The organism is Alteribacillus bidgolensis (assembly GCF_002886255.1).
Taxonomy (GTDB): domain Bacteria; phylum Bacillota; class Bacilli; order Bacillales; family Marinococcaceae; genus Alteribacillus; species Alteribacillus bidgolensis.
The window spans coordinates 466,799-488,410 of sequence record NZ_KZ614149.1; the positions used below are offsets into that span (position 1 = coordinate 466,799).

Sequence of the window (21,612 nt, forward strand, 5' to 3'; positions counted from 1 at the left end):
TTCCGCTATGACAAAGGAACCGCTTTATTGTTTGTCTTTTTAGTGAAACGGTAATAAATTAAGTAGAAACAATTCTAACCAGCATGTGTATGTTCTTTAAAAGCTTGCTGCAGCTTTCGGGTAATAGTCCCAGGCTGCAAAGATGTTTCAATCGAACCTTTTATATTTATTACCGGCATGATTTCAAGAGTGGTACTAGTCACAAAAATTTCATCAGCATTTATCGTTTCTTCAAGGGAAAAAGCTTCTTCAAAAATTGGGATTTTTTCTTCCTGTGCAAGATTAAATACGTGTTGCCTGGTAATGCCGTTTAAAATATAGTGATTAGCAGGATGTGTGTAAATGACACCTTTTTTGACGATGAAGATGTTAGAGGAAGACCCTTCTGTGACAATGTCTCCTCGATGCTGTAAAGCTTCATCACAATAATAGTCTTCTGCTCTTCTTTTTGCCATAACATTACCAAGCAAATTGATCGTTTTAATATCACAACGGAGCCAGCGTATATCTTCCGTTGCCAGCAGGGAGATTCCGTTTGTTTGTTTAGTTACAGGTATTTCTGCTTCTTTTGTAAATGCAGTTATGACGGGTATTATATCTCGAGAGTAAAGATGGTCTCTAATTTGTTCGCCTCTAGTCATTTGTATATAGACGTAACCGTTTTTGATATCATTTTTTTGCAATAGGTGCCTGATGTTTTCCTTCAGTGTAGTAATGGAATAAGGAAGGGGCATGTCTAGTTCTTTAGCACTTCTTAAAAAACGTTCAAAATGTTCATCAAACAAGAATGGTAATCCATCGTACACTCGGATAACTTCGTAGATACCATCGCCGAAGTAGTAACCTCTATCATCGAAATGGACATAGGCGTCGTGTCTTGATATTATTTTGTCTTTTAACCAAACGTATTCCAAAGTACAACCTCCATTCAGATGTCTTTTAAATAATTTGTTTCTTTATCTAAACTGTAACATACAATTTATTCAGGAACCGATAATATAAAAAAGTGTTTTGTTTTGACGAAAAATAAGATGATCCTGTTTTTTAAATCTGCAAGATAGAAATTAATGTAATTATATAAATGAATAAAGAGATGGTCAGATATGCTTGATTATTCTCTCGATATCGTATGTTTTTGTAGTTGACAAATTTCAGCAAAATTCTATTTATCACCATATATAGTGTGTTGGACATTTCAATAAATACAATATATTGATTTGTTGTAATTGAATATGGTAAGCTTAGACATACCATAGAATGAACGGGGAGGACGAAAAAAAATGGGTGCTACCATGCAGCAAGTAATAAAAGTTGATAAACAAAAGTTAAACCAAGATATTGAACTTTTCCCCCAAGTACACCCGGTTACCGAAGATATGCATATGACCAAAAAAGGTGTATCTCGTTTAGTAATGCTTGACCGGTATACCTTTAAAGATACAGAGAAAAAAACATTGAAAAACGGAGACTTTGTAGTACTGACTGTTAAAGAAGATCCAAAATTCCCAGCTAGAGGTTTTGGAATTGTCATGGAATTAGATTGGGATGCTGGAAAAGCTAAAGTATTAGTAGATGACAGTTTTCACCACGTGCTCGACCCAGAAGAAGCAGAAACAGGGCTAATAACGAGATCACTTGACGTCATCGAAAAACCGCTTGAAATTTACTATGAACAAATAGCGAAACGAAATGCTACAGGCCTAGCTGAAGTAGAAACAACAGATGAGAAACGAGAACAATCTTTTCAACGGTTTTATGAAGAATTGGTCAATATGAACTTCATTCCTGCAGGGCGTGTTTTATACGGAGCAGGAGCTAAAACAGATGTTACTTATTTTAATTGTTATGTGATGCCTTTTATTGAGGATTCAAGGGAAGGAATCTCTGAACACCGTAAACAAGTTATGGAAATAATGAGCCGAGGAGGCGGAGTGGGGACAAACGGATCTACCCTTCGACCTAGAAATACATTAGCAAGAGGTGTAAATGGAAAATCCTCAGGGTCTGTTTCCTGGCTCGATGACATTGCAAAGCTTACTCATTTAGTTGAACAAGGAGGATCCCGTCGTGGTGCTCAGATGATCATGCTTGCAGACTGGCACCCAGACATTCTCGAATTTATTATTTCTAAGATGCAAAATCCTCGGATTTTAAGGTTTTTGTTAGATCATACAGAGGATGAGCAGATTAAAATGTTAGTGAAAGAAAAATTAAAATTCAGTCCGTTGACAGAAACAGAAGAAGCTTTATATCAGGGAGTTTTAAATTATAAAAATATCCCAGGTCAAGGTGGATTTGATTCTAAAGTTATTCAAGAAGCAGAAGAAAAATTGAAAAATGGCGGAACGTATTCTGTCAATTCGCCGGAATTTTTAACAGGAGCCAACATTTCTGTATGTTTAACAAATGATTTCATGGATGCTGTAGAAAATGATGAAGATTATGAATTGCGCTTTCCTGATGTAGAAAATTACACAAAAGAAGAAATGAAACAGTACAATAAATATTGGCAGGAAATTGGAGATGTCCGTCAGTGGGAAGCAAAAGGATATGGTATTCGTACGTATCGAAAAATTAAAGCAAAAGAATTATGGAAGCTGATTAATATATGTGCCACTTACTCTGCAGAACCAGGTATTTTCTTCATTGATAATGCCAATGAGCAAACAAACGCTCAAAGCTACGGACAAAAGGTAGTGGCAACTAATCCTTGCGGCGAACAGCCGCTTGCACCATATTCAGTATGCAACTTAGCTGCAGTGAATCTTGCTGAAATGGCGGATAAAGAAAATAAAGTAGTAGATTTTGAGAAACTCAAGCAAACAGTAGAAACCGGTGTACGTATGCAAGATAATGTAATCGATGCGACCCCGTATTTTCTCGAGGAAAACACACATCAGGCCAAAGGAGAGCGGCGGATTGGCCTGGGTGTAATGGGGCTGCACGATTTACTGATTTACGCTGAAACAAGTTATGGATCAAAAGAAGGGAATCAGCTTATTGATGAAATCTTTAAAACGATTGCTACAACCGCGTACCGGACAAGTGTTGAATTAGCCAAAGAAAAAGGCAGCTTTCCATTTCTTGTTGGAGAGACGGAAGAAAAAACCAAAGAACTGCGTCAAGCATTCATTAATACCGGTTATATGAAAAATATGCCAGAAGACATACGACAAGCTGTTTTACAGCATGGGATCCGCAACTCTCATCTTCTTACAGTAGCGCCGACTGGAAGTACGGGAACGATGGTTGGTGTAAGCACCGGCCTTGAACCTTATTTCTCCTTTAAATATTATCGAAGCGGAAGGCTTGGTAAATTTATTGAAGTAAATGCAGAGATTGTCCAAGAATATTTGGAACAAAACCCAGAAGCCGATAACAGCAATCTTCCTGAATTTTTTATTTCTGCAATGGACTTAACACCAGAAGCACATGCTGATGTTCAATGTGTCATCCAAAAATGGGTAGACAGTTCTCTATCTAAAACGGTTAATGCCCCGCGCGGATATACGGTAGAACAGGTGCAAAAGGTGTATGAAAGACTTTATCGCGGAGGAGCCAAAGGCGGCACGGTTTATGTAGATGGAAGCCGTGATGCCCAAGTTCTTTCTCTAAAGGCAGAAGAAAATGATTTGGATGCCAGCACAGAAGCGACGGAGAACGACCAAGAAAAAAATGAAAATAAGGTTGTACTCGTAGATACAATCAAAGATGTACGTTCTACTACCATTAATTTTGGAAATGAAATCGGTGATACTTGCCCAGTTTGCCGAGAAGGAACGGTTGAAGATATGGGCGGATGCAATACATGTACTAACTGCGGTGCTCAATTAAAGTGTGGTCTGTAAATAAACTTTATCGAAAAAGAGGGGAAATCTCCTCTCTTTTTTTTATAACGGAATCAATTTCATAAGTGCTATTTTGATTATCAAAAACGAACATTATATCGATTGTAGCGGAAGTCGGCGACTGCAGGATAAGCTTGCTGAAGGCCCGCAGATAGCTTCCTGCCGAGGAGGCCGAAGCCAAGCCCCCGGCAAAGAAGACACTACGATAACGAATAAAGTGAGTGGAGTAGATGTCGCGCTTGTGCCCCGAGAGTGAAAGCGTCCGCCTGAAGAGAAAATCGAACGATGACGAGGAATTTTATAAAATGTTCGTTTATAATGATATAGAAATGTATTATGAAATTCATTCAACTACAAAGTATTATATTTATAAGTGTAAATGAGGTTTTCTGACAAAGAGCAATAAAAAGGCTGGTTTGTGGTTCAAAAGAATATATTGTACACTATATGAAGCACTAATTTAACTTAATTATCCATGTAACTATTGTTATCTCGTATTGGAGGAACCAGGATGCCCACCCCAAGTATGGAAGATTATTTAGAAAGAATTTATAAATTAATAGAAGAAAAAGGATATGCAAGAGTGTCGGATATAGCAGAGGCACTTGAAGTACACCCCTCTTCTGTTACGAAAATGGTTCAAAAACTTGATAAAAAAGATTACCTGGTGTATGAAAAATATAGGGGACTTGTACTAACAGCAAAGGGAAAAAAAGTCGGAAAAAGATTGGTTTATAGACATGAACTGCTAGAGGACTTTTTAAAATTGATTGGTGTAGATAAAGCATATATCTATGACGATGTAGAAGGGATAGAGCACCATCTTAGCTGGGATGCCATAGATCGTATTGGAGATGTGGTTCAATTCTTTCAAGAAAACGATGAAAGAATACAATTATTAAAAGAGATTCAGCGGAAAAATGAAGCGGATGAAATAGAAGAAATGTAAGCCTGTCCAAGAAGGGGCGGGTTTTTTTATACCTTAGGAAAGTTTAACTTTGTTAAAGGAACAAAGTATAAGTAAAACGACGACTTCCACCATAAGGACTCGGCGGCAAGCCGAGTTTTTCTAATGGTCTAAGAAATGATAATTGTTTCATATATTATTTGATCCATGTCTAGCTTCAGTGCCCAGCCGTGCGAACGAACACGATAAAGAGGAACTTTTTACTAAAACTGCGAATATTTGTTCCGGGTGCAGAAGTCAGTATCTAATGTGAAAAATGACGTTTTTATGTCAAGATCAACACATCAATGAAGTTTGGGCCATAGTATAAAAAAAAGTAATTGGGGAGAGGTCCATGAGAATTGATGGTGTTTTTGCTGGTGGTGGTGTAAAGGCATTTTCTTTTTTAGGAGCATTAGAAATAATGGAAGAACGAGGGTATTGTTTTGAGAGGACAGCCGGAACGAGTGCAGGTGCACTAATGGCAGCTTTAGTAAAAGCAGGATATACTGCAAAGGAACTTCAATCTATCATCATGCCATTAAAAGCAAACGACCTGCTTGATAAAACGAAATTAATGGAACATGCTCCGTGGCTGGCATGGTTGTCTGTTTATTGGAATTTAGGTTTATATAGAGGAGATAAACTTGAAAGATGGATAAACAGCTTGTTAGCCCAAAAGAATATTTATACATTTAAAGACCTTCCAAAGGGCAGTTTAAAAATTATTGCTTCAGACCTTACGTCTGGCAGGATAATGGTTCTCCCAGATGACCTTTCTAATTATGGATATAAAGAAGAAGAATTTCCAATATCTTTAGCAGTGAAGATGAGCTGTATGCTGCCTTATTTTTTTAGACCTGTCAAATTAAAAACAGGATATAGAAAAACGAACATTGTAGTAGATGGAGGAATACTAAGTAATTTTCCTTTATGGCTTTTTAAAGAACGAAAGTCAGGACGTTGTATACGACCAGTAATAGGATTTCAATTGTCCCCGTCTCTTAAGGAGATGCCCTATAATAAAATAAAAAATGCTGTGGAATTATATCAGTCACTGTTCGACACGATGAGAAAAGCGCATGACTTAATGTATATTTCAAAAAACGACGCGAAAAATGTCGTGTTTCTCCCTGTAGAAGATATTAAGTGTACACAATTTGATTTAGATAATCAGCAAAAAGAAGAATTAGTGAATATAGGACGAATAGAAACGAAAAAATTTTTAAAGAAATGGCAAGGATAAATTGGTTTATTCTCCATCTTCAAAAAATCATTCGTGGTTCTTTCGTTCATCAAAGCTCTTTTAAATAATCATGTAACGTTACAAGTTATTATTACGTATGCTTCCTGCTTGTTCATGCAAACCTAGCTTTATCGAAAGCATAGGGAGAAGCAGTGTTATCCAAAGACCTATAAATGCTGTATGTAAAAATTGCAGCAGTGTCGTTTGAGATAATAAGCTTTCTAGATAGACAATCAATAAAAGACCAACTAGTCCTGTGGCTGCCGCAGCGGCTTTTTTCCATAGATGTTTTGAAAAAATCATTCTGTTTTTAATCAATTCAAAACTATATCCCACTCCTCCTCCTAATAGAAGGCCAGCATAATGAGCTCCCTCTGGAAACAGAAGTAATAATGATGAAGGAAGCACCAGCGAAAAGGAAAAAATAATTGGTTCAGGAACGCTTCCGATCCAATCCATTGATCGATAAACAATATAAACAACAAAAATACCTAATAGTATCGCTACAATTATATCTTGAATGGAACGTTCGCCATAAAGGAGGGATACGAAGGAAGTAAAAAATATAATACTGCAAGCAAGAGCGGTATAACGGCGGTCAGATATTTCAGGAATAAGGAATCCCCAAAAGGCGGATGCAAGTTGCACCTCTTTTGGAGGGAATATAAATTCGAAAGATCCCGAGGAGAGCTCAGAAGTTTCAGCAGACGGAATGGTAAACTGCAGAAATCCATTGATATAAACAGAAATAGAAAAAATAACTAGTAAATTAAACCCTATATTTTTATCAATGGTCCAAAAAACCAGTGCTATGATGGTTAAATAAAACCAATCATTTATTAATAGTGCTGCAGTATTTGCCATCCAATCCATAAACATCTCTTTCCCTCCTTCGGTAAAGAGAATTTTTATCGCTAAAACAAATTACGGCTGGCAGTAAAAAGCAATACGTAAAGAAAAAGAACTGGGCTCAGCTTAAAAAAGAGCCCTGTTCTTTTTTCGATTCTTTTTCCCCTCAATTACAGTTAAATTATGATCGCTTCGCCTTTTATTTATTGGGCGAGAGGGGCGTTTTTTTAATGGTTTATTTTTAGTTTGAGGTTGTTTTACTGCTTTGTAGCTTTTGTTTTTAGTATTTGATTTAGGGCGTGCAGCAGTCTGATATTGGCTCATACTCATTCGTTTTAAAATCACCCTTGTAAATAAGAAATACATACCAACAGCAACTGCAGCACCTACAACCAGATAGGTAATTAAACCTAGTGGATTTGTTACCAGTTGATACCCTAACCCTAAAGCCGCCAGACCGAAAAGAAGGAGCAAAAAAGGATTTGCTGGTAGACGGGACATGGGATCACCTCCGCAATCCTATATTTTAAAATGCTATAAAAAAGCGGTTAAACCAACTTTGTTCGTTTCTCTTCTCTCAGTGACATTTGGAGTATATTCTTTTTCTCATTTATTACACTTAGAAAAGTATACGTTTTATTGGCACAAAGTATAAGCAAAACTACGGTATTCAACGTAAAAGATGCACGAAAAACGTGCTGCTACAGGACGTGGCGACTTCTAAGTTGAATTACAAAGGATATGTTGACTTCTGCACAGGAACAGGACATTCGTAAGATTAGCAGAAGTTCCTTATCTTTTGTTAGGCAGTTTTCATTCCAGCATCAATGAATGTTAAGGTATACCAACGCTTACATGATACGCGCCTGCTTTTAGCAGTGTTGATGTAAACGTGAATAATTTTTAATTTCTTCAAAAATAAGTGATTTTCCTGCTTCAAATGTATTTATAACTTTGTGTTCTTATAATATCCAGAATTTCAACAAAATCGGTTTAACAGGCTTTGATCTTTATAAATATTTCACGGAACGTCACTCAGTCGAATAAATGGAACTTCCGCAAATTATGACGTAGTGCACTTCGTAAGTTTTATTTTTCATCCTATAAGAAATTAAGTGTTTTAACTATAGTCAGTAACATTAATAATTATTACTACTATTCTACATTAATGAGCGATTTTCCTCTATAGCAAAGGGTATATTGAATTAAAAAACAGGAAAACTAAGATTACTGCCATTTCAACCAGTAAACGTTCTGTATTTATCCATTCCCTCTTTTATAAAAAAATACACCTGTAAAGAATAAAATACGTGAAGTTTATAAAAGTATGAATGAACTTCACATAAAAAAATGAATTAATCCTTCTCTTTGCAGCAATCTATATTAAATAATCAATGGATAGGTAATAGACCAATTTATTTTTTTTAGATATTAAGAAAATCTTTTTAAGGCTGATTTGATCTTTCTTATCATAGATAAATATTTTGTTCGGGAGGAAAATGATGGAAAATTATTGGTTATATCATCAAAGAGTAGCTGCAATTGGTTTTTTTGGAGGATTATTTTGGAGCTGTATTAGCTATGCCTTACATTATTTAAATTTTACTAAACTTGGGCCAGCTATGGCGATGCTGCCGTGGGCTCTGCCCGATTGGAAAAATTCCTACCTCGGCCATTTGACGGGTATCTTATTTATTTCGCTTTTGTCTATTGCTGTAGCTTTTTTCTACCGGTTTATATTTCAAAAATGGGATTCCATTTGGCCGGGAATTGGTTTTGGAATAGTTCTTTGGCTCGTTATTTTCTATTTGCTTCATCCATTATTTCCTGGGGTAGGTCCTGTGAATACATTAGGTACTTCAACGGTGGTCACAACTCTGTGTCTTTTTATATTATATGGTGTATTTATAGGTTATTCCATCTCTTATGAATACAACGAATTTCAACGCCACGAAGCGTAATCTATTCAAAAAAAACTCAGTATGGTAAAATATACTAAGGGCAAAAAACGAAAGAAACTAAAGTGTGTGTAAAAGTTCAGGCTTGTACACATGCTGCTCTGATGGTGCCTGATAACTGCCAGGCATAGTGTCAGCAATTATAGGGGAGGAATAGCATGAGCAATAGATTCGATCAACTTCGCCGTGTCTTAAGAGATCGCTCAGTTGAAGGTATATTTATAAACAGCCATACAAACAGAAGGTATATATCAGGATTCACTGGTACAGCCGGAGCTTTATTTGTTACGCAAACGGATGCTTATTTTATTACTGATTTTAGATACATACAGCAAGCCGAAGATCAATGCAGAGATTGTAAAATTATAGAACAAACTGCATCTATATATGCATCCTTAGGCAAATTAATAAAAGAAACGGACATTAAGTCTTTGGCATTTGAAAAGGAACATGTGAGCTATGCTGCATATGAATTTTTAAAAGAAAATGTCGATGCTGAATTAAAGCCGATGAAAGGTATCGTAGAAGCAATTAGACTAATTAAAGACGATAAAGAATTAGCAGTATTAAAAGAAGCAGCAGAAATAGCTGACAGTACTTTTAAACATATTGCTGCTTTTATTAAACCGGGTATGAAAGAAATAGATGTAAGTAATGAACTTGAATTTTTTATGCGAAAACAAGGAGCAGAGTCGTCTTCTTTTGATATTATTGTAGCATCTGGGTGGAGGAGTGCACTTCCACACGGAGTCGCAAGTGACAAAGTTATTGAATCCAGAGAGCTAGTTACTCTTGACTTTGGGGCGTACTACAAAGGATATTGTTCTGATATTACTAGGACGATTGCAGTAGGTGAACCTTCTGAAGAGTTAAAAAAAATATACGAAACTGTTTATGAAGCACAAACAAAAGCGGTGGAGGAGATAAAACCCGAAATGACCGGAGTTGAAGCGGATGCAATAGCAAGGGATTACATAAACAACAACGGTTATGGAAAATATTTTGGGCACGGCCTTGGACACGGTTTAGGGATGGAGGTTCATGAAGGGCCGCAGCTCTCTCCTAAAGGCAAAAATATATTGAAACCGGGAATGGTTGTAACCGTTGAACCTGGTATTTATGTTCCTGAGGTTGGGGGAACTCGTATTGAAGATGATATTGTGATTACGAAACAGGGGAATGAAAGACTTACCCGTTCTCCAAAAGAATTAATCATAGTTGGAGAATGATTCGTATATAAACGATACCTATGTTATAGTAGAACGGAATGAATGATTTGGCAGATATGGAGGAAATGTTATGATTTCAGTAAATGATTTTAAAACGGGCCTAACAGTAGAAGTAGACAATGACATTTGGCAGGTCATTGATTTTCAACATGTTAAACCTGGAAAAGGTGCAGCGTTTGTAAGGTCCAAATTGCGCAGCCTTCGGACCGGCAACATTCAAGAAAAAACATTTCGTGCCGGAGAAAAAATAAACCGGGCACACATAGAACGCCGCAAAATGCAATATTTGTATTCGAGCGGAGATGACCATACTTTCATGGATAACGAAACATTTGATCAACTGGAACTAACGAGTAAGCAAATTGAACAGCAGCTTAACTTTTTGAAAGAAAATATGGAAGTACAAATTATAACGTACGGATCAGAAACACTTGGAGTAGAAGTGCCAAATACAGTAGAACTAGAAGTAACTGAAACAGAGCCTGGTATTAAAGGAGATACTGCTTCAGGTGGAACAAAACCAGCTGTACTTGAAACAGGCTACACGGTTCAAGTTCCTTTCTTTGTTAATGAAGGTGAAAAACTTGTTATAGATACTAGAAGCGGTGAGTATGTATCAAGGGCATAATTATATTTTTTAGAGGAGCTATTTAAAAGAATAGTTCCTTTTTTCGGTTTTAGAAAAGGATAAAATTATATTTGCACATAAAGACTCGGTGGCAAGCCGTTTTTTCTACACCATTTAAACGAACATATGTTCTTGAAACGTAGTCCTCAGTTACATAAAAAAAGGAAGTTTGTCTGAGTATATGCTCTGAAGACAAAGGTGTATCCGTTGTTAAGAACCGTTACTTCTTATTGCGTCTGGAAGATCTTTTTTCCATTTTAAAGTATTTACTCTCAATAGTTAGAAATTAAACCATTTCCCTTTTGGTTAACCCCCTTGCCATGATGTCTTTCCAGTTCTATAAAGAAAAAAGATGAATAAAGTGTACAAACAGCAGGTTGGGAGGAGGAGAAGAAATGGATGACATCTTTGCGCTGTTGCCTGAAAATCTACAACAATTATTTGATAAAATTTCTAATTGGTTTTCCATAGAAGAAATTCGGATTAGAATATTTTCTCCCGTAGAGATCATAACGTCAGAAAAAGCATTTTATCTTTGTAACAATGATAATGACCCGTATGTCATTACGGAGGAGGATATTGAATATATATTAAACCAGTTAAGCGAATTTTCGATGTATGCATTTCAGGAAGAATTGAAGCAAGGTTTCATAACGACCAGAGGAGGACATCGGGTTGGTGTCGGAGGACAAGTCATCCATGAAAAAGGGATTATACAAAGTTTAAAACATATTCGATATTTTAACATTAGAGTTGCGAAAGACCATAAAGGAGCAGCTAAGCAATATTTAGACAAGCTATATGCAAATGGTTATGACGATACATTAATCATTGGTGCTCCTCAATCGGGTAAAACAACCTTCCTTCGTGATCTTGCTAGATGTGCTAGTAAAGGTATGCCCGAAATAAATCTGCCTTCAAAAAAAGTAGCGATTGTTGATGAACGTTCTGAGCTGGCCGCGTGTTATAAAGGAATCCCTTCTTTTGATGTTGGGCCGAGGACAGATGTGTTAGATGGCTGTCCAAAAGCTGTAGGAATGATGATGATGATTCGATCGATGAGTCCTGAAATGATAATTGTAGATGAAATCGGGAGACCAGAAGATGCAGAAGCGATTATGGAAGCCATACATGCAGGTGTAACGATTGTTTGTTCTGCACATGGAACTTCACTTAATGAGATTAAAAGACGTCCCATTCTACAAGAATTATTGACTAATGGAATTTTTAGTAATATTGTTACGCTCACTCGAAGGCAAGGAGCCATGAATGCAAATATAGACAGCTTTGTAAAATGGCAAAAGGCGGCTGAAAAATGAGCTGGCTTGGTGCTTTATTTATATTAACCGCATGCACGTGGATTGGTTTTGAAATTGCAAAAAAACTGACAGAAAGGCCGAGGCAGCTGCGCCAATTAAAAGTTGCGCTGCAAAGTTTTGAGGCAGAAATAATGTATGGAATGAGTCCGCTCGCTGAGGCAAGTGAAAAAATTAGTAAGCAGCTTCCGGCACCTGTGTCTTACTTGTTTAAATATTTTGGGGATTATTTAAAAAACGGGGAACGTAATGCTCAAAAAGCTTGGACGAAAAGCCTTGAAGAAACATGGCCGTATACAGCTATGGGAGCACAGGAAAAAGAAGTAATGATGCAATTTGGGTCCACGCTTGGAAAACACGAAAAAATGCAGCAGCAAAAACACATCAGACTAGCAATGGTCCATTTAGAAAAAGAAGAATCAGAAGCTAAGGAGAAACAAAACCGATATGAAAAGATGTCAAAAACACTTGGATTTTTAGCAGGATTGCTGTTAATTATACTGTTTTTATAGTTGGATCAGTCCAGCCTCATTTTAGAGGACAAAGGGGGACACAGCATTGGCCTATGATGTAAACACTATATTTCAAATAGCAGGCATTGGGATTATCGTAGCTATGATCCACACAGTATTAAAGCAAATGGGGAAAGAAGATTGGGCGCACTGGGTCACTTTAATTGGATTTGTCGTTGTTTTGTATATGGTTGCAACCATTATAGATGATCTTTTTCAAAAGATAAAAAGTGTTTTTTTGTTTCAAGGATAGGAGGCGATGGTTATTGAAATCGTGCAAGTGGTCGGTTTCGGTCTCATCGCCACTTTTTTAATTATGGTCATTAACGAACAAAAACCTGTTATCGCATTAGCTATTGCATTAGTAACAGGAGCAATGATTTTTTTGTTTATAATGGCTCCATTGCAAGCTGCGTTAGAACTCATCTCAACTCTCTCGGGACAAGCTGGCATTAATAATATGTATATTCAAACACTTTTAAAAATTATAGGCATTGCTTATTTATCTGAGTTTGGAGCTCATATAGCAAGAGATGCTGACCAGGAATCGATTGCTTCTAAAATTGAACTTGCAGGGAAAATGATGATTATTATGATGGCGATTCCAATCTTTCAAGTATTAATTGAAACGGTACTGGCTCTTATACCCGGCGGAGCGTAAGGATGTGAAATTATGGTAAAAAAAATGTCTCTATGCATCCTTTTTATCATGTTGCTTTTACCTGGAATAGACACGTATGCAGAAACAGAAAACGAAGAGAAAGTTGATGGTGAAGAAAATACTGGGATTGAAGAGTTAAAAGAACAACACTTGGAATCTTTAGGGCTGGAAGAGGTAACGAAATTTTGGGAGCAGCTGTCAAGGGAGTACGGAGTTTTTTTACCAGAATCACAAAAAGGGTCCATTAAAGATTTCTTAACTGGTGACAAGTCGTTTCATCCCAAAGAATGGGGTATAGCTTTCATTCGTTTTTCGCTGCATGAAGTAACAGCAAATGGGCAATTGATGGGGACATTGCTGCTGCTGGCTGTATTTAGTGCGATATTAAAGGCATTACAAAATGCTTTTGAAGAGGAATCGGTTAGTAAAGCAGCATACGGTGTCATTTTCATTGTATTAATAATTATTGCCCTAAACAGTTTTTATATTGCAATGAATTATGTGCAAGAAACCGTAGCTGACATGGTCCATTTTATGATTGCTCTACTGCCTTTAATGCTTGCTCTTTTAGCTTCTAGCGGATCATTTGCTACCGCTGGTTTATTTCATCCTCTCGTTATAATGCTCGTACAATCGAGCGGTATATTAATACAGTACGTTATTTTACCTTTTTTATTTTTCTCGGCAGTACTTAGCATTGTAAGCAGCTTAAATGAACACATCAAAGTAACTAAACTTGCTGAATTACTAAGAAATGCTGCTATGGGTGTACTGGCTGTATTTTTTACCGTTTTTCTAGGAGTAATTTCAGTTCAAGGGGCAACCGCAGCTGTAACAGATGGAATTGCTATCCGGACTACTAAATTTCTAGCAGGTAACTTTGTTCCAGTAATCGGGAGAATGTTTACGGACGCTGCAGATACAGCGCTTGGCGCATCTGTACTTCTTAAAAACACAATTGGACTTGCCGGTGTAGGGATACTTTTTATTATTTGTGCGTTTCCAGCTATTAAAATTTTAGTTATTGGATTTATTTTTCACTTAACGGCAGCATTAATACAGCCTTTGGGCGAAGGTGCGTTACTTGATGCCCTTTCTACACTGGGAAAAACAGTACTTTCCATGTTCGCGGCATTAGCAGCTGTATCTTTCATGTTTTTCCTTGCACTTACATTAATTATAGCTTCAGGGAATATTTCTTTGATGGTGAGGTGAATCACAATGGATTGGTTAACCAGCTGGATGAGCAATTTAATTGTTTTTTTGCTTGCTGCGTTCTTATTAGAAATGCTGCTTCCGGCCTCATCATTGCAAAAATATGCCAGGCTGGTGCTTTCTTTTATATTAATGCTTATAATTATTGAACCTCTTTTATCGTTAACAAATGGACAAGTAGAAGATATATGGGAGCAAGAATTAGCAAACTTGAATTTCCAGCCAATTCAATCGGCATCGATAGAATCTAACATGAATAATAAGAAAAACGAAATAGAAGAGGGACAAGATGCATATATTTCTAAACAAGTATCTAACCATCTAAGAGAACAAGTAGAAGAAACAATAAAAGAACGTTGGGGGTGGGAAATTGAAGAGCTCCAAACAGAATGGGAAGGAGACGATCCAGAAGAAATGAAGGTTTATCTTTCCCTTGCTAGATTTTCACCTGAAGAAAACAAGACGGATATTGAACCAGTAAACATTCAGGTGGAAGAAACGGAAGAAATAGATGACAAAGAAAAAATTTCAGCAATAGAACAGGACGTATACTCGTATTTGACGCAAACATGGGAAGTAGATGAAGAACAAATTCACATCACAACAGCAAAGGAGGGGGGATAGTGGCTGAACACAACGATAAACAAAACGTAAAAGAGCGTTTTAAAAAATGGTTCGATAAAGAAGAGAAAACAACTTCGAAAAAACCGGTTCCCATTTACCTCGTCATCATCTTAATATTTGGGATTATTTTAATGGTTATAGGGACTTTGGGTAAAGAAAAAGAGGAAGAACCTTCTGATCAACAATGGGTTCAAGATAAACAAGAACAAGAAGAATCTTTAGAAGTGAATTCTAAAACGTCCGAAAAATCCGATATGTCTGATGCAGAAAGAGCTATTCAAACCAGATTAGGTGAAATGCTTGAAAAAATTTCAGGAGTTTCAGAGGTAACCGTAATGGTGAATTTACAAGGAACTGAAGAAAAAGTGTATGAAAAAGATACTACGATACGTCAACAAATTACTTCAGAAGAAGATCGTGAGGGTGGAAAAAGAGATTTAGAAGACGGAACGAAAGAGGAACAAGTTGTGATTATAAGACAAGGTGAACAGGAAGAACCACTTCTTATTCATACAAAAAAACCAGAGGCAAGGGGGGTGCTTGTCGTTGCTGAAGGGGTGGAAGACATAAAAGTAAAGGAATGGGTGGTTGAAGCGGTAACAAAAGTAATGGATATTCCACCGCATAAAGTATCTATATTGCCAAGGAACAGGGAGGAAGGAGAATAAATATGGTATTAAAAAAACAAACCGTATGGTTAATGACGATGCTTAGTTTAACAATTGTTCTAGCCGTTTATTATATTACGTCGCCAAGCGAGGTCGCAGAGAACGACCCAGAAGCGGATGAAACGAGTGAAATGACTGCTGCAACAGAAGATGAAGATTGGGTAGAGTGGCTTTCAGAAGAGGATATGGAAACGGCAATTGAAGAAACAGAACCTCCAACAGAAGGGGGAGAAACTGGAGCTGAAGAGGAAGAAGAAGTTCCAGCGGAGGAAGCAGAAATACACAATGAAAACCAGGAAGCAAACACACAAGGGAACTTATTTAGTGAGCTGCGCTTAGAAAGGGATGAATCAAGAAGCAGATTACGAGAAGAATATACGGAGGCGATTGCGTCTGAAGATTATTCTGCTGCAGAGAAAAGCGAAGTCTTTGATAAGAGAGAACAATTGCAAGAGAAACAGCAGAATGAAAGTATGCTTGAAAGCTTAATTCAATCAGAAGGATATGAAGATGCCGTTGTCATTTCAGAAGAAGATAGAACTAGAATTATTGTCCAGGCAGAAGAGTTAACACGAGAAGATGCAGTGATGCTAAATCGGCTTGCTGCCGAACACTTAGATGTGTCTGATGTGGTCATTGGACACCAGGCAACAGCAGCAGGACAGTAAGAAAAAGCCTGTGGGACAATCTAACATTGTCTTACAGGCTTAATATTTTAAATACATATTTTAAACACACATGTTTTTATCATATAGACGTGTTTGAAGGGGATAATGAAAAATAGACTTCACCATGATATAATTTTAGTATACGTTTAAAACTTAGTGTTAACTAGCTGATGAGGAGCGATTTTATTCATGGAATGGAACGATTTAACAGACGGAGCTAAAGCTGTATTAGAACAAACGCGAAACATAAAAAATGACCACATACAGATCGTTGAATTTGAAGTTGGTTTTGAGCATGAATATGGAGAAGGTGAAAACACCTATACCGTTTCCATACAAGAAGAGGATTATGAGAATTTGAAACGTTTCACTAAGGAAAATGAATATGGAGATAAATACCATATGGCAAGAAATAAAAACATCGTAAAGATCATTTTGCTAGAAAATGGAAAAATCCCCGATAATCTTTCGGAGTTTCCTGTTTTTCGTCAATATAAGTTTGATTACGTCCAAAAACAAGCTGAAAAAGCCGAGGAAGTTAATACAGAAGAAGATTGATTTGGAAAGTAATTGGTGTTTTTATTGTTTAAGCCATGGAGGTGAGAAGCATGAATGAATACCGCACGATTGATTTGGAAGAAGAAAAGAATGAGTTAGGTAAAATAGAAATATCTCCTGAAGTCATTGAAGTTATTGCCGGACTCGCTGCATCTGAAGTGGAAGGAGTCCACTCTTTAAGAGGTAACTTTGCTGCAGGAGTTGTGGAGCGGCTCGGTCGTAAAAATCATGGCAAAGGCGTAAAAGTGGAACTTGGCGAAGAAGGGATTACTATTGAATTATCTGTAACGCTGCGTTACGGGGTTTCTGTACCGGAAGTGGCGAGAAATATTCAGACTAATATTCAACAGGCGCTTCAAACTATGACTTCTATTACTTTAGATTCCATTAACATTCATGTGCTCGGTATCCAATTTGAGGTGCAAGATGAAGAGGGAGAACAATAAACGAGGCTTTTTATTGCAATTCATTTGCTAGTGCAGAATTATTGTTAAGGGGCTGATAAGTGATGGCTGGAAAAAGTGCTGTCATTGCAGCCTCTTTTTTTCCCTGCGAAGAAAGTATAAAATATTACTGGTGAACAAGTATAAGTAAAACTACGGCATTCAACGTACAAAATGTATGAGTTGCGATAGTTTTTTTAAAAAGGAGAATAGAGTATGAACCGACGTCTAGCACGATTAAGAGCTGTTCAGGCATTGTATCAAATGGAGCTCACAGATGCAGGTTGGCAAGCAGCATTAAACAACTCTCTTGAAGAAGATGAAACAGCTGATGAATTTTTAACTACATCTGTAAAGGGAACGTTAGATCATTTAACTGAAATAGATAATAAGATACAAAATCACTTAGAACACTGGACTTTGGAGAGAGTCGGAAATGTTGACCGTTCTATTCTTCGAAAAGCTGTGCATGAAATGTTGTATATGGAAGATATTCCGCTGCATGTCAGTGTTAATGAGGCAATTGAACTTGCAAAAGCTTTCGGGGGCACGGAATCTGGAAAATTTGTCAATGGCGTATTATCTAATATATTAAAACAATGTGAAAGTGATTAAAACAAGGAGAGGATAAGAATGAGTGCAACTATTATTAGCGGAAAAGAAGTAGCTTCAAGTTTACGAGAAGAAATCAAGAAAGAAGTGAATTCTATTAGTATTACACCAGGACTAGCTGTGATTCTTGTAGGGGATAATCCTGCTTCTAGATCATATGTGAAAGGCAAGGAAAAAGCTTCAAAAGAAGTAGGCATTTATTCAGAATTAAAAGAGCTGTCTTCTGATATATCTGAAAAAGAATTGTTGGATATAGTTGATTATTATAACGAAAAGCCTTCCATACATGGCATTCTTGTACAATTACCTCTACCAGGCCATATTTCAGAAAAGAAAGTGATTGAACATATTTCACCAGAGAAAGACGTGGATGGCTTTCACCCTATAAATATAGGGCGGATGATGACAGGTAAGGATGCTTTTTTACCTTGTACACCATATGGTATATTACAAATGTTAAAATATAAAAATATCCAAACCGAAGGAAAGCATGCTGTCGTAGTTGGAAGAAGCAATATTGTCGGAAAACCTGTTGGACAGCTCCTTCTAAATGAAAATGCTACGGTTACATATTGTCATTCTAGAACCCCTGACTTAGCTTCTTTCACCTCAAAAGCTGATATCTTAATTGCAGCTGCAGGCAGAGCAGAATTTATAGACGCTGCATACGTAAAAGAAGGAGCAGTTGTCATAGATGTAGGTATGAATCGCAAAGATGACGGAAAACTTTGCGGGGATGTAGCCTTTGAAGACGTGAAAGAAAAAGCTTCGTTTATAACTCCTGTACCAGGAGGAGTAGGCCCTATGACCATTACAATGCTGCTTTATAACACTTTGCAGTCAGCAAAGAAGCATGCAGAAAGGGTTTAACTGTAATGCTGTTTGAGCAAGGGAAATGGACCACGGTTTCACAGCTTACTACACATATTAAAAAGACAATAGAGATGGAGTCTAATCTTCAGCAAGTATGGTTAAGAGCTGAGATTTCAAATTTTAAAAAGCACAGTCGCGGTCATATGTATTTTACCTTAAAGGATGAAAAATCAAGAATTTCAGCTGTCATGTTTGCTGGTAATAACCGCTTTTTAACCTTTCAGCCCGAAAATGGAATGAAAGTTTTAATAAAGGGTCATGTTTCTGTGTATGAGCCATTCGGGCAGTATCAGCTGTATGTGAAAGAGATGGAACCAGACGGTATTGGCCAATTGTACATTCAATATGAAAAATTAAAAAAACAATTAGAAACTGAAGGCCTTTTTGCACCAGAGCGTAAAAAGTCATTGCCTGTATTTCCGCGCGAAATAGCTATCATTACTTCTCCAACTGGTGCAGCAATCAGAGATATGATTACAACGCTGAAAAGACGGTTTCCCTTAATTAGAATTACACTGTTTCCTGTCCTCGTTCAGGGCGAAAACGCTCCTGTATCGATTTCTTCTGCAATGGAAAAAGCCGAATTAATGGGTGGATTTGATCTAATTATTTTCGGCAGAGGCGGAGGTTCCATTGAAGAATTGTGGGCATTTAATGAAGAAGCCGTGGCAAGAAAAATTGCATCTCTGTCTATTCCGACTATTTCTGCAGTAGGGCATGAAACAGATTTCACTATTGCCGATTTTACAGCTGACTTAAGAGCAGCAACACCAACAGCAGCAGCTGAAATGGCTGTCCCGGTACTTAAAGAACTTGAAAAACAGCATAACCAGTTGAAAACACGTCTTCAAAAAGCGTTGAAAGACCAAGTTAAAAGAGAAAATGAAAAGCTTGAGCGAATAAAGCGATCGTATGCCTTTAGGTATCCAACCCATTTAATAAAGCAAAAAGAACAAGAATTAGATCGTTTATTAGAAAGGTTAAATAAAGCACTATTTGACAAAAAAGAGCTTCGTAGAGAGCAGCTTCTTACGTTTAAAAAGCGCCTTGAACGACAGCATCCTTATCGGCTGTTAGAAGGTGAAAGATCGAAACTGAATCATATGGATGAAAAGACCTTTAAAGCAATGGAACGTTATTTAACAGGGAAATATGAACGTTTCAAACATACGCTGCAAAAGCTTAATATTCTTAACCCTCTCGAAGTGATGCAAAGAGGATATAACGTCACCTATAATCAGAAGGGGCAGTTGGTGAAGTCCATCAAACAAATTGAACCAGGTGAAGAGATTTCCATGCATATTCAAGATGGAACTGTTCACGCCAAGGCTGAATCTGTTTCAAAGGATTCACTATGGTTTGGTAATAAGTCGGATAAGGGAGATGGAGTACGTGACAGATGATAATTTGAAAAATGTATCGTTTGAAGAAGCTATGGAAAAATTAGAAGGCATTGTAGAAAAACTCGAAGAAGGTGAGGTTCCTTTAGAGCAGGCAATTGTTATGTATCAAGAGGGGATGAGCCTTTCTAACGTTTGTCATGAAAAACTGCAGCGTATTGAGAAACAGATGGACAGAGTAGTAGAGGAAGATGGGGAAGTAAAACCTCTCTTATCTGAGGAGGATGAAGAGTGAGCATCACAGAACTACAAGCTTTTATTTCTCAATTTAAAAATGAACTGGAAAAAAGACTTCCGGCATTTTTGGAAAAACTGGAATGTCCAGATACCTTGAAAGAAGCGATGCTTTATTCTGTTAATGCCGGTGGAAAAAGGGTCCGTCCTTTGTTAATGCTCGCGGCTGTCCAGTCATATCGTAACGTAGAAGAATCTGATTATGCGGTAGCTTGTGCAGTCGAAATGGTTCATACGTATTCTCTTATTCATGATGACTTACCGTCTATGGATGATGATGACTATCGGCGCGGAAAACCAACAAACCATAAAGTATTTGGAGAAGCATTTGCCGTTTTGGCTGGTGATGCCCTGCTAACCAAAGCATTTGAAGTTATTAGTTCACTTAAAGAGTTAGAAAGTCATAACAAAATATTATTAATAAGAGAATTAGCCAAATCGGCAGGGGCTGAAGGAATGGTCGGTGGACAGGCTGCAGATTTAGAGGGAGAAGGAAAAGATCTTTCATTAGAGCAGCTTGAATATATTCATCACCATAAAACAGGAGATCTTTTAAGTTTTTCCGTTGTGGCAGGCGGGATATTAGGTGAAGCTCCAGACAATGATATGGATTATATCAGAGGGTTCGCCAGAGAGCTGGGCCTGGTTTTTCAAATTAAAGATGATATATTGGATATTGAAGGCGATTCAATAGAAATGGGAAAGGCAGCCGGTAGTGATGAATGCCGAGAAAAAAGCACATATCCAAGATTATTAACACTTGATGGTGCCAAAGAAAAACTCATCACTCATGCGGATAATGCAAAAGAATACTTACGTTCTGTATCAGGTAATCCACTATTACTTGAGGATTTTATACATTATATTACGGAGCGGACCAAATAATTTTGTGATATTTCAATTATTTGTGCTAAGTTTTTAGATCGTGGTATAATATATATACAAAATATCGGATGGTGCAGTATTCTAGTCGATTCTCCATTCTCGAGGGCGGGCCTAAAAATCCGCTGAAGGGCACATCGATGAAGTTCCTGATGCCGGCTCGAAGCGCCCAGCTTTGGGTCGGTGTTGGGAGTAAAGGTGTAAGGGCGATCCACAAAGGCATGTGGGCGTGAACCCTTTCA

Annotated in this window: 25 protein-coding genes; 21 read left to right on the forward strand and 4 right to left on the reverse strand. The window is 37.4% G+C overall.

The features are described 5' to 3' along the window. Positions 1-74 precede the first annotated feature (74 nt). Entirely contained in the window at positions 75-914 is an 840-nt protein-coding gene (gene dat, locus CEF16_RS02505; RefSeq protein WP_091579231.1) for a D-amino-acid transaminase, read from the reverse strand. 366 nt (positions 915-1,280) lie between these two features. Here dat and CEF16_RS02510 point away from each other — a divergent pair, with 366 nt between their 5' ends. From CEF16_RS02510 to CEF16_RS02520, 3 genes are all read left to right on the forward strand, one after another. Then, positions 1,281-3,848, forward strand: coding sequence for a vitamin B12-dependent ribonucleotide reductase (locus CEF16_RS02510; RefSeq protein ID WP_091579234.1), 2,568 nt, complete (start codon positions 1,281-1,283; stop codon positions 3,846-3,848). A 511-nt stretch (positions 3,849-4,359) separates the two neighbouring features. After that, on the forward strand, positions 4,360-4,797 hold the full coding sequence (gene mntR / locus CEF16_RS02515; protein WP_091579237.1) for a transcriptional regulator MntR: 438 nt from the start codon (positions 4,360-4,362) through the stop codon (positions 4,795-4,797). Between the two features lie 352 nt (positions 4,798-5,149). After that, a complete protein-coding gene (locus CEF16_RS02520) occupies positions 5,150-6,040 on the forward strand; it encodes a patatin-like phospholipase family protein (RefSeq protein ID WP_091579240.1) in 891 nt (296 codons plus the stop codon). 78 nt (positions 6,041-6,118) lie between these two features. Here the strand turns inward: CEF16_RS02520 and CEF16_RS02525 are convergent, their stop codons facing one another. From CEF16_RS02525 to CEF16_RS25205, 3 genes are all read right to left on the reverse strand, one after another. Beyond that, the gene (locus tag CEF16_RS02525; RefSeq protein WP_091579242.1) at positions 6,119-6,919 is read right to left on the reverse strand and encodes a phosphatase PAP2 family protein; all 801 of its coding nucleotides are present in this window, start codon (positions 6,917-6,919) and stop codon (positions 6,119-6,121) included. A gap of 96 nt (positions 6,920-7,015) precedes the next feature. Next, positions 7,016-7,390 carry an SA1362 family protein gene (locus tag CEF16_RS02530; RefSeq protein WP_091579246.1) on the reverse strand — a complete coding sequence of 125 codons (375 nt, stop codon included), beginning with the start codon at positions 7,388-7,390 and terminating at the stop codon, positions 7,016-7,018. A gap of 371 nt (positions 7,391-7,761) precedes the next feature. After that, complete coding sequence (locus CEF16_RS25205) at positions 7,762-7,839, reverse strand: DUF1385 domain-containing protein (RefSeq protein ID WP_139185891.1); 78 nt, start codon at positions 7,837-7,839, stop codon at positions 7,762-7,764. Positions 7,840-8,388: 549 nt separating this feature from the next. Between CEF16_RS25205 and CEF16_RS02535 the strand changes: the two genes are divergently transcribed. From CEF16_RS02535 to CEF16_RS02620, 18 genes are all read left to right on the forward strand, one after another. Further along, positions 8,389-8,850, forward strand: a complete 462-nt coding sequence (locus CEF16_RS02535) for a YqhR family membrane protein (RefSeq protein ID WP_091579248.1) — start codon at positions 8,389-8,391, stop codon at positions 8,848-8,850. Positions 8,851-9,005: 155 nt separating this feature from the next. Next, positions 9,006-10,076, forward strand: coding sequence for a M24 family metallopeptidase (locus CEF16_RS02540; protein WP_091579251.1), 1,071 nt, complete (start codon positions 9,006-9,008; stop codon positions 10,074-10,076). 70 nt (positions 10,077-10,146) lie between these two features. After that, positions 10,147-10,704: an elongation factor P gene (gene efp / locus CEF16_RS02545; RefSeq protein ID WP_091579254.1), complete on the forward strand. Its 558-nt coding sequence runs from the start codon at positions 10,147-10,149 to the stop codon at positions 10,702-10,704. Positions 10,705-11,099: 395 nt separating this feature from the next. After that, complete coding sequence (gene spoIIIAA, locus CEF16_RS02550; protein ID WP_091579256.1) at positions 11,100-12,023, forward strand: stage III sporulation protein AA; 924 nt, start codon at positions 11,100-11,102, stop codon at positions 12,021-12,023. Then, positions 12,020-12,532 (forward strand): stage III sporulation protein SpoIIIAB, encoded by a 513-nt coding sequence (spoIIIAB, locus tag CEF16_RS02555; protein ID WP_091579259.1) that lies wholly within the window; start codon positions 12,020-12,022, stop codon positions 12,530-12,532. Before spoIIIAA ends, spoIIIAB begins: the two co-directional genes overlap by 4 nt. A gap of 46 nt (positions 12,533-12,578) precedes the next feature. Beyond that, the gene (gene spoIIIAC / locus CEF16_RS02560) at positions 12,579-12,785 is read left to right on the forward strand and encodes a stage III sporulation protein AC (RefSeq protein ID WP_091579262.1); all 207 of its coding nucleotides are present in this window, start codon (positions 12,579-12,581) and stop codon (positions 12,783-12,785) included. Between the two features lie 12 nt (positions 12,786-12,797). Continuing rightward, positions 12,798-13,193, forward strand: a complete 396-nt coding sequence (spoIIIAD, locus tag CEF16_RS02565) for a stage III sporulation protein AD (RefSeq protein ID WP_091580690.1) — start codon at positions 12,798-12,800, stop codon at positions 13,191-13,193. A 12-nt stretch (positions 13,194-13,205) separates the two neighbouring features. Beyond that, entirely contained in the window at positions 13,206-14,408 is a 1,203-nt protein-coding gene (gene spoIIIAE, locus CEF16_RS02570; protein ID WP_091579265.1) for a stage III sporulation protein AE, read from the forward strand. Between the two features lie 6 nt (positions 14,409-14,414). Beyond that, positions 14,415-15,032: a stage III sporulation protein AF gene (gene spoIIIAF, locus CEF16_RS02575; RefSeq protein WP_091579267.1), complete on the forward strand. Its 618-nt coding sequence runs from the start codon at positions 14,415-14,417 to the stop codon at positions 15,030-15,032. After that, the gene (spoIIIAG, locus tag CEF16_RS02580; RefSeq protein ID WP_245917743.1) at positions 15,032-15,700 is read left to right on the forward strand and encodes a stage III sporulation protein AG; all 669 of its coding nucleotides are present in this window, start codon (positions 15,032-15,034) and stop codon (positions 15,698-15,700) included. Before spoIIIAF ends, spoIIIAG begins: the two co-directional genes overlap by 1 nt. Before the next feature lie 2 nt (positions 15,701-15,702). Then, positions 15,703-16,368: a SpoIIIAH-like family protein gene (locus CEF16_RS02585; RefSeq protein ID WP_091579270.1), complete on the forward strand. Its 666-nt coding sequence runs from the start codon at positions 15,703-15,705 to the stop codon at positions 16,366-16,368. A gap of 189 nt (positions 16,369-16,557) precedes the next feature. Next, on the forward strand, positions 16,558-16,926 hold the full coding sequence (locus tag CEF16_RS02590) for a hypothetical protein (protein ID WP_091579273.1): 369 nt from the start codon (positions 16,558-16,560) through the stop codon (positions 16,924-16,926). A gap of 50 nt (positions 16,927-16,976) precedes the next feature. Continuing rightward, positions 16,977-17,372 carry an Asp23/Gls24 family envelope stress response protein gene (locus tag CEF16_RS02595; RefSeq protein WP_091579275.1) on the forward strand — a complete coding sequence of 132 codons (396 nt, stop codon included), beginning with the start codon at positions 16,977-16,979 and terminating at the stop codon, positions 17,370-17,372. A gap of 213 nt (positions 17,373-17,585) precedes the next feature. Beyond that, positions 17,586-17,984: a transcription antitermination factor NusB gene (gene nusB, locus CEF16_RS02600; protein WP_091579277.1), complete on the forward strand. Its 399-nt coding sequence runs from the start codon at positions 17,586-17,588 to the stop codon at positions 17,982-17,984. Between the two features lie 18 nt (positions 17,985-18,002). After that, the gene (folD, locus tag CEF16_RS02605; protein ID WP_091579280.1) at positions 18,003-18,851 is read left to right on the forward strand and encodes a bifunctional methylenetetrahydrofolate dehydrogenase/methenyltetrahydrofolate cyclohydrolase FolD; all 849 of its coding nucleotides are present in this window, start codon (positions 18,003-18,005) and stop codon (positions 18,849-18,851) included. Positions 18,852-18,856: 5 nt separating this feature from the next. After that, positions 18,857-20,257, forward strand: a complete 1,401-nt coding sequence (gene xseA, locus CEF16_RS02610; protein ID WP_091579281.1) for an exodeoxyribonuclease VII large subunit — start codon at positions 18,857-18,859, stop codon at positions 20,255-20,257. Continuing rightward, positions 20,247-20,489, forward strand: coding sequence for an exodeoxyribonuclease VII small subunit (gene xseB / locus CEF16_RS02615; protein WP_281259140.1), 243 nt, complete (start codon positions 20,247-20,249; stop codon positions 20,487-20,489). The genes xseA and xseB overlap by 11 nt, the downstream gene beginning before the upstream one ends. Next, positions 20,486-21,373: a polyprenyl synthetase family protein gene (locus tag CEF16_RS02620; RefSeq protein ID WP_091579286.1), complete on the forward strand. Its 888-nt coding sequence runs from the start codon at positions 20,486-20,488 to the stop codon at positions 21,371-21,373. Before xseB ends, CEF16_RS02620 begins: the two co-directional genes overlap by 4 nt. Positions 21,374-21,612 lie beyond the last annotated feature (239 nt).